This is a genomic window from Dietzia sp. DQ11-38-2 (assembly GCF_014145055.1).
Taxonomy (GTDB): domain Bacteria; phylum Actinomycetota; class Actinomycetes; order Mycobacteriales; family Mycobacteriaceae; genus Dietzia.
This window is the reverse complement of sequence record NZ_JAALDW010000442.1, coordinates 1,206-9,207: the sequence shown is the minus strand read 5'-3', so window position 1 is coordinate 9,207 and position 8,002 is coordinate 1,206. Positions and strand designations below refer to the sequence as shown.

Sequence of the window (8,002 nt, the reverse complement as noted above, 5' to 3'; positions counted from 1 at the left end):
CCGACCAGCACCGCGCGGCGGGTGAACCCCCGGGTCGCAGTGCCTCCCGGGTCTGTGGCGCTGCCCGGTTCTGTGGCGCCGCCCGGGTTCGCGTCGCCGCCCGGGGGATGGTGGCCGGAGGGCCCGTGCACGTCTCTGTCGTCCATATCAGCCGACCACGACCTCCGTGAGCGTCGCCAGTGGCCGGCGCAGGGCGTTGACGGCATCCGAGAGCTGCTTGCGCTCGGCGGCGTCGAGGTCGGTGAACGGCACGAACCCGTCGTCTCCGCCGCGGTAGCCGTCGAGGGTGGAGGCGAGGGAGTCGACACGCGAGTCGATCTCGGCGACCAACTCGGGGTCCTTCTGTTCGGCGAGGTCGCGGACCGTTCCAAAGGCCACCGACGCCCCTTCGAGGTTGGCCTGGATGTCATAGAGGTCCGTGTGCGAGAAGATCTCCTCCTCGCCCGTGATCTTGGTGGTCGCCACCTCCTCGAGCAGCGCGATGGCGCCGTTGGAGATCTCGTCGAGACTGATCGTGAAGTCCTCGGCGTACACCAGGTCGTACAGCTTCCGGGTCTCGCGGTTCAGGGCATCGGCCATCTCCCGACCCTCCTCCGGGGAGAGCGCGCGCTGCCCGGCGGGCAACCACAGGTCCTTCTCGAGCACGTGCCAGCCGGTCCACTCGCCGCCCAGCTCCTGCGAGTCGGCCTCACGGAGGTCGATCGCCGGGTCGATGTCGCCGAAGGCCTCGGCGGTGGGCTCGATTCGTTCGTAGTGCATGCGCGCCCGGGGGTACAGGTAGCGGGCCAGGTCGCGATCGCCCTCGGTGTACGCGGTGGTGAACTCCTCGGTGCGCGTGAGAAGAGCTCCGACCTGATCCCGGACGTAGGCGGTGTAGGCCACCACCGCCTCGTCACGCAGGGCCTGCTCGTCCTCGGAGACCTCGATCTCCTCGCCGGAGTCCGTCACGGTGAACTCCGCGACGCCCGTGACCTCGCCGACCATGTTGGGCTTGCAGGCGGTGTAGTAGGTACCGGGCTCGAGCACGACGGTGAAGTCGGTGGTCGTTCCGGGGCCGAGATTCTCCCGCTCCCCCACGATCCGGAGCTTGTCGTCGGCCAGGATCTCGAACTCGTTGGGTTCGGTTCCCGCGTTGACCAGCGTGAAGCGGGCCGTCCCCGACGGGACCTCCGCGGCCGAGACCTCGCACTGCGCGCCGTTGATCGTCACCTCCAGGGGCTCCGCGCCGCCCGGCCCGGAGGACGCGGTGTTGGCGGTGCACCCGGCGAGGACCGCCATGGCGGCGCCGAGGCCCAACGGGAGCGCGAGGACGGGTGTGCGGAAGACGGTGCGGTTCACGGTGTGATGGCTTTCTTGTCGGCGGGAACGGTGTGGTCTGCGTCAGCCTCTGTGGAGGTGACAGTGCCTGATGACGTGACGGAGCCTGTGACGTCGTCCGCAGCCCGGCGTGGCCGACGCCGTGAGGCGCGGAGGAACAGGGGCAGGACGACGACGAGGTAGGCCGCCCACCCGAGGACCTGGAGCCAGGTGGGCATGAGGTTGACGTTCACGATCGCCACCGCGAGCGTGTACGCGACGAGCCCGATTCCGGAGGTGGGCACCAGGTGGGAGAGGTCGTAGGCCCAGGTGCCCCACCCGGGCAGAACGGAGGCCTCCTGCAGGTCGCCGAGGCCGTAGGAGACGATGCCCGCGGCCACGATGATGAGGAAGACCCCGCTCCAGCGGAAGAACGCACCGATGTCGATCCGCACGGCCCCCGCGTAGACGCCCGCCCCGAGCACAGCGGCGGCGACGAGGCCGCAGAGCACTGCGACGGCGGGGACCACCGCGGAGGTCGCCATGGTGGAGCGGGTCGTGGCCCAGACGAACATCGCGGTCTCGAGTGACTCCCGGCCGACCGCGATCAGTGCGATCCACACGATGCCGCGGCCGCTCCCGTCCACCGCGCCGGCCATCGAGGACTCCAGTCCGGCCTTCTGATCGGCGGCGTGCCTGCCCATCCAGAGGACCATCCAGGTGATCAGCGCCACGGCGAGGAGACTGAGGGTGCCGCCCAGCACCTCCTGGGCGGCGAAGGTCATGGTGTACGGGCCCCAGGTCATGAACGCGCCCGCGGTCAAGGGGATCAGGGCCGCTACTGCGACGCCGGCCCAGAGCCGCGGGAGGAGATCCCGGCGGCCCACCTTGACGAGGTAGGCGACGAGGACGCCCACGATGAGGGCGGCCTCGAGTCCTTCACGGAGGGCGATGAGGAAGTTGGCGAGGAACACGGCTGACCTGGGTTCTGATCGGGGTCCCCGGGTCGCACGGCGCGGTCCGGCGGCGAGATCGAGACGGCACCTTAGGAGTGCCTTACCTACTCTTCCCGCGAAAGAAGTTCTACTCCTCGATCAGGCGACGCGCAATGAGGCCCGGGACACATCGGTCGCGCGTCCTGCGTGCCACGATCGCGCCGTGGGGCCTGTGGGTGCCCGCCGTCCGGGTGTGCGTCTCGAGCACCTCGAATCCGACCGCGACCAGCTCCCGGCAGAGTTCGGCCACCGGCCATCGGTAGGCGGCCGTGACCGCGTGGTCGAATTGGCCTCCCACTCCTTCGAAGAAGCCCACCGCCACGCTGCCACCGGGCCGGAGCGCCCGCGCGAATTCCGCCAACGACACCCGGATGTGACGCGGATGGTGGTGGATGAGCGAGTACCAGGAGAGCACCCCGCCGAGGGAGCCCGTCGGGACGTCGAGCGCGTCCGACCGACCGACCTCGAAGGGCAGATGCGGGTGGCGGAGGCGAGCCAGGTCGACGAACCGCCGAACCGGGTCGATGCCGCTGACCTCCACCCCGTTCCCGGCCAGGAAGCCCGACCAGTGCCCGGGACCACATCCCACATCGAGCACTGGTCCCGTCAGGGTGGCGGCCCACGAGCCCACCAGCGCCCGGTCGGAGGGATGAGTCGCCTCCATGGACCCGAAGAGGTCCGCGTACTCCAGCGCCCGTGCCGAGTACGCCTCTCGGATCGCCTCGTGCTGTTGGTCAGCCATGTCCTCCACGGGGTCGAGGATGGTCGGCCGGGTCGCCGCCCGCAACGGGGTCGCGCGATGCGATCGAGCAGGCTACTCTTGGTAACCTACGGATGGTAACCACTCTGTCGAGGAGCTGTCATGACCGATGCACGAGCGACCGCGCGCCGTCGGATGTCCAGAGAGGAGCGCCGCGCCCAGCTCCTCGCGGAGGCTCGAGCGCTCATTCGCGAGGCGGGGACCGACACCCTCACCCTCGGACGGGTGGCGCAGCGCGCAGGTGTCACCAAACCGGTGGTCTACGACCACTTCGGCGACAGGAGCGGTCTGCTCGCCGAGCTGTACCGGGAGTTCGAGGCCCGCCAGCACGAGGTACTCGACGCCGCGCTCGAGAGCGCAGGGACCGAGCTCGATGACGTGGCGGAGGTCGTGGCAGCGGCGTACATCGACTGCTGCGTGGCCGAGGGCCGGGAGTTGGCCGACGTCGTCTCCGCACTCGCCGGGTCGCCGACGTTGGACGAGGTCCGCCAGGAGGCCGAGGAGCAGTTCCTCGCCAAGTACCGCCGGGCGCTGACCCCGTTCGCCGGAGAGATAGAGGCCGCGGATCTGGTCGCGATCCTCGGCGCCGGCGATTCCCTCGCCCGGGCCGCGACCACCGGCTCGATCACCACGACCCACGCCCACGAGGTGCTCGCCAGAGTCATCGTGTCCGTCACGTCCCGAGACTGAATCGAAAGGCAGCTCATGACCATCACGCACCCGCCCGAACCCCGCACGGCCCTCTGGGTGTACGCCCACCCTCGACCGGGCTCTCTCAACGAGCACCTCTTCCGGACCGGCACCGAGTCGCTGTCCGCGCGGTACACCGTGGAGACCTCGGACCTGTACGAGCAGGGCTTCGACCCCGTGTTGTCCGATCGCGACCTCGGCGAGCCGGAGGGCCGATCGAGATCGATCGTCGAGCTGTCCGCTGACGCCTACGCCGCGGGCCGCCTTCCCGACGACGTCCGGGCCGAGCAGGCCAAGATCGCGGCGGCCGAGCTCGTCGTCTTCCAGTTCCCGCTGTGGTGGTACGGGCCGCCGGCCATCCTGAAGGGATGGTTCGACCGGGTGATGACGACCGGTTTCGCCCACGGCGACCTCGACCCCGAGCTCGGCGTACCCCGTCGCTACGGAGACGGCGGGCTGGCCGGTCGCAAGGCCCTCATCGTGGTGACCGCCGGGGAGGACGAGCGCTCGATAGGGCGTCGTGGCGTGAGCGGCGATATCGAGTCCCTGCTCTTCCCCGTGACCCACGGGGTCCTCTGGTACACCGGGATCGAGGTACTGGACCTGCACGTCGTCTACGACGCCGACGGGCTGTCCGGTGCGGACGTGGAGGCGCAGGCCCATCGGCTGCGCACCCGGCTGGACGGTATCGACACCGAGCCCGTCGCGGCTTTCCGTCGCCTCCGGGACGGGGATTACCGCGGTACCCGCGCCCTACGGGAGGACCTTCTGCCCGGCCGCACCGACCTCGGCATCCACCTCGCGCACAGCGGCGCGAGTAGGCTGAGCCGTGACACGGGGTGCCCGCCACGGGCTGAGATCACACCCGAGCGAACCTGATCGAGTTCATACTCGCGTAGGGATGTCGTCGATGCGTCCACCGGCCGCTCGGACTCGTGAGGTGGTCCCCCTCCACGACCAGCGCCGGGAGAACGATGACCACGCCACACCACGCCCCTCACGATGCGCCACGGCACCCACGGAGGATCCGCTTCAACGCCTTCGCCATCAACGGGGTGGGCCACCAGCTCCCGGGGCTCTGGCGGCATCCCGCGGACCGCTCCCGGGACTATCGCGACCTCACGCACTGGACCCGTCTGGCCCGGCTCCTGGAGGAGGGGCTGTTCGACGGCATCTTCCTCGCGGACGCACTCGGGCCCTACGACGTCTACGGCGGTAGCGCCGATGCGGCCCTGCGGACTGCGGCCAAGATCCCGATGAACGACCCGATGATGCTGGTGAGCGCGATGGCGGCCGTCACGGAGCATCTCGGCTTCGGCATCACCGCGAGCACGTCGGCCGAGCACCCGTACACCTTCGCCCGGCGGATGTCGACGCTCGATCACCTCACCCGGGGCCGGGTGGGGTGGAACGTGGTCACGGGGTATCTCACCAGCGCGGCGCGGAATCTGGGCCAGGACGACCAGCTCTCCCACGATGAGCGCTACGACCGGGCGGACGAGTACCTGGAGGTCCTCTACAAATTGTGGGAGGGATCCTGGGAGGACGACGCGGTGGTGCTCGACGCGGAGCGGGACACCTTCGTCGACCCGGCGAAGGTGCACCCGATCGACCACCACGGGACGTACTTCACGGTTCCGGGGATTCATCTGTCGGAGCCCTCTGCACAGCGGACCCCGGTCATCTATCAGGCCGGCGCCTCCGAGCGGGGAGTCCGCTTCGCCACCGAGAACGCGGAGGCGATCTTCGTCGCGTCCCCGACTCTCGCGCAGACCCGTGAGCAGGTCGGTCGGATCCGCGACGGACTGGAGGCGGCGGGGCGAGGGCGGGACGCCGCACGCGTCTATGCGCTGCTCACGATCGTCGTCGACCAGACCGACGCGGCGGCCGCCGCGAAGTATCGCGACGTCTTCTCCTACGCCTCCGAGACGGGGAATCTGGTCCTCAACTCGGGCTGGTCGGGAATCGACCTCTCCCGGGAACATCTAGACGCACCGCTGGACCCGGTCGCCACCGATGCCATCCAGACCACGGTGTCGAGCCTCTCGGGCGCCGCTGACCCGGGCGGCCGGTGGACGTTGCGGGACAGCGCCCGGTTCAACGCGACGGGCGGCCCCGTGGTGGTGGGGTCGGGGGACACCGTGGCCGACGCCCTGGAGCACGTCATGGCGGAGACGGATGTCGACGGCTTCAACCTGGCCTATGCGCTCAACCCCGGGACCTGGGAGGACGTCGTCGAGTTCCTCATCCCTGTGCTCCAGCACCGCGGACTGTATCCGCGAGTGGCGGAACCCGGCACCCTCCGCGCCCGGATGTTCGGCGACGGCGACCGGCTGCCGGAATCACACCGCGGGGCGGCCTTTCGTCGAGGGTGAGGTGCGAGAAGCACGCGCCCGGTGAGGACCCGAGCTGGCAGACTGGCCCGCGTGGGCGGCGGGCGAGGTGAGGGTGGATCGATCCGCTCAGCCACCGTCTCGAGGTTCGATGACCTCGCCCGTCCTGACCGTGGAGGAGGTCGGTGAGGCCGCGGCCCGACCGATCCGACCCGACGAGAACGCCTGACGCGGATGGCGGACCGGGTCGACTGGGCGATGTGAACCGTTGCTTCCAGTCGTGCGACTGCTCCCAGACGTGCGACACCCGATATCGCGTGGATCAGGCTGCCGCGGGCACGATCGCCGCCGCGGCTCACCTCGGCACGTGCTGGTTCACTCGGGCGAGCACCGTGGCGACACCCGCCAGGAACTCTCTACTGCGTCGCGCGGCCTGCTGTTCCACGAGCTCATCGGCGAGCACCTTCGGCACGCAGGACGGGTCGACGGCGAGGTACTCGAGCGCCACCGCCGCGGCGACGGCCTGCCCTTCGTAGAAGGCCAGGTCGGGGAGGACCACCTCGAGGGCACGCGACAGCTCGCCGGCAGCGCGCTCGTCGAACATCGTGGTCACGGACGCCCGATACTGCTCGAAACGGTCCTGTGCCTCGTCGAGGTCCCGCCGCAGCTCAGAGGCGTCAGACATCGATGCGAGGGTCCGTGCCGGCGGCATCCACGAGCCTGCCGGTCGCGTCGTCAACGACCATCTCCGGGTTCACGATGCCACTCTAGGCCTCCGGGGGTGACAGTGCTCGGGCGTCGGCTACCTCTCCGATAGCGGAGTAGCGAAGTGCTGGACATAGAGATGAGCCTCCGGGAGCCCCTGGTACGGCGCCGTCCGCACGCAGACGCCCACCCTGGTGAAGTCCGGGTTGACGATGTTCTCCCTGTGACCGGGACTCTGCATCCAGCTGTCGACCGGATCGGGCCCGCCCGGAGTCGAGTAGAACAAGTTCTCTGCAGCCGTAGAGTAGTCGACGCCGGCCTCACGGATGAACACGAACGGATCGCCACTGCCATCGGGCGCGTGGTGCCCCCAGTAGTCCCTCGCGATCATGTCGTCCGCTTTCGCGCAGGCACTGTCTCGGAGCTTCTCGCTGGCGTCCAGTGTCGGAATGCCGTTCTCGCCCCGCTTCACGTTCGTCCGCTCTTCCACCGGCGACGGATCTGCCGGGGGTTCGACCTCGGCCCGACTCCACGGGTCACCCGATGGGAGCTCCACTGTCACCGCGTCGCCCCACTCCGCACAGCCGACCACCGACATCGAAGCCACCAGAAGCAGTGACGCGGCCGCGCCCCTCGAGACTGCCCGACTCTTCATCCTGATCACCCGGTCCGAATCTACCGATGGTGGCCGATGCACGACGGGCCGAACGGATCTGCGTTCCACACGCCCCAGGTGGTCAGAGGAGCGACCGCAGAGCGAGTCCGGTCAGGGCCAGGAGAACGACAAGCCAGATCGCGGACCCGGTGAGTTCCCGTCGCGATGCGTCGGGGTCGATCCACGGGAGCTGTCGTGCCCGCAGGAACGCCAACCCCGCCGCCGCAGCGTAGACCGTCGTAGCGGCGACCCAACCCCAGACGGTCACCACGGTCACCGGCAGCAGGGCCCGGGCCGCGACCAGGGTGAACATCACGGCCAGAGCGGCCAACAGCACCCTGCGCCGGTCCCGACTGCGGGCGATGGCGGCGAGGAGTTCGGCCATCGCGCCGAGGTAGAAGAGGACGACGACGATGAGCACCGCGTTCATCGGCCGCCTCCGGACTCGTCGTCGCCCTGGCCCGCCCGCCGCAGGAGCTGCTGACCTGCCGGAGCGAGGTCCCGGGTCGTCGCCCCGGAGAGGAAGATCGCGGTCCCTCGCGCCCGGTCCAGTCCGACCCACGTGGCG

Annotated in this window: 8 protein-coding genes, 1 pseudogene and 1 riboswitch; of the genes and pseudogenes, 3 read left to right on the top strand and 6 right to left on the bottom strand. The window is 69.6% G+C overall.

Annotated elements, in window-relative coordinates; all coding sequences use genetic code 11:
* Nucleotides 1–147: 147 nt before the first annotated feature.
* The 3 genes from efeO to G6026_RS14060 all read right to left on the bottom strand — a co-directional run bounded on the left by efeO (nucleotide 148) and on the right by G6026_RS14060 (nucleotide 3,033).
* The gene (gene efeO, locus G6026_RS14070; protein ID WP_309230113.1) at nucleotides 148–1,338 is read right to left on the bottom strand and encodes an iron uptake system protein EfeO; all 1,191 of its coding nucleotides are present in this window, start codon (nucleotides 1,336–1,338) and stop codon (nucleotides 148–150) included.
* On the bottom strand, nucleotides 1,335–2,270 hold the full coding sequence (gene efeU / locus G6026_RS14065; protein WP_182613530.1) for an iron uptake transporter permease EfeU: 936 nt from the start codon (nucleotides 2,268–2,270) through the stop codon (nucleotides 1,335–1,337). Before efeU ends, efeO begins: the two co-directional genes overlap by 4 nt.
* Nucleotides 2,271–2,379: 109 nt before the next feature.
* Nucleotides 2,380–3,033, bottom strand: coding sequence for a methyltransferase domain-containing protein (locus tag G6026_RS14060; protein ID WP_182613529.1), 654 nt, complete (start codon nucleotides 3,031–3,033; stop codon nucleotides 2,380–2,382).
* A 120-nt stretch (nucleotides 3,034–3,153) separates the two neighbouring features.
* Between G6026_RS14060 and G6026_RS14055 the strand changes: the two genes are divergently transcribed.
* From G6026_RS14055 to G6026_RS14045, 3 genes and pseudogenes are all read left to right on the top strand, one after another.
* A complete protein-coding gene (locus G6026_RS14055; protein ID WP_241725808.1) occupies nucleotides 3,154–3,741 on the top strand; it encodes a TetR/AcrR family transcriptional regulator in 588 nt (195 codons plus the stop codon).
* A 15-nt stretch (nucleotides 3,742–3,756) separates the two neighbouring features.
* A pseudogene (locus tag G6026_RS14050) lies at nucleotides 3,757–4,404 on the top strand (NAD(P)H-dependent oxidoreductase); the annotation flags it as partial.
* Between the two features lie 162 nt (nucleotides 4,405–4,566).
* A riboswitch (TPP riboswitch) is annotated at nucleotides 4,567–4,660 on the top strand.
* Nucleotides 4,661–4,715: 55 nt separating this feature from the next.
* Nucleotides 4,716–6,116, top strand: coding sequence for an LLM class flavin-dependent oxidoreductase (locus G6026_RS14045; RefSeq protein WP_182613528.1), 1,401 nt, complete (start codon nucleotides 4,716–4,718; stop codon nucleotides 6,114–6,116).
* Nucleotides 6,117–6,429: 313 nt separating this feature from the next.
* Here the strand turns inward: G6026_RS14045 and G6026_RS14040 are convergent, their stop codons facing one another.
* From G6026_RS14040 to G6026_RS14030, 3 genes are all read right to left on the bottom strand, one after another.
* On the bottom strand, nucleotides 6,430–6,759 hold the full coding sequence (locus tag G6026_RS14040) for a hypothetical protein (RefSeq protein ID WP_182613527.1): 330 nt from the start codon (nucleotides 6,757–6,759) through the stop codon (nucleotides 6,430–6,432).
* Nucleotides 6,760–6,876: 117 nt separating this feature from the next.
* Nucleotides 6,877–7,434: a CAP domain-containing protein gene (locus tag G6026_RS14035; RefSeq protein ID WP_241725810.1), complete on the bottom strand. Its 558-nt coding sequence runs from the start codon at nucleotides 7,432–7,434 to the stop codon at nucleotides 6,877–6,879.
* Nucleotides 7,435–7,516: 82 nt separating this feature from the next.
* A complete protein-coding gene (locus tag G6026_RS14030) occupies nucleotides 7,517–7,864 on the bottom strand; it encodes a hypothetical protein (protein WP_182613525.1) in 348 nt (115 codons plus the stop codon).
* Nucleotides 7,865–8,002: the final 138 nt, after the last annotated feature.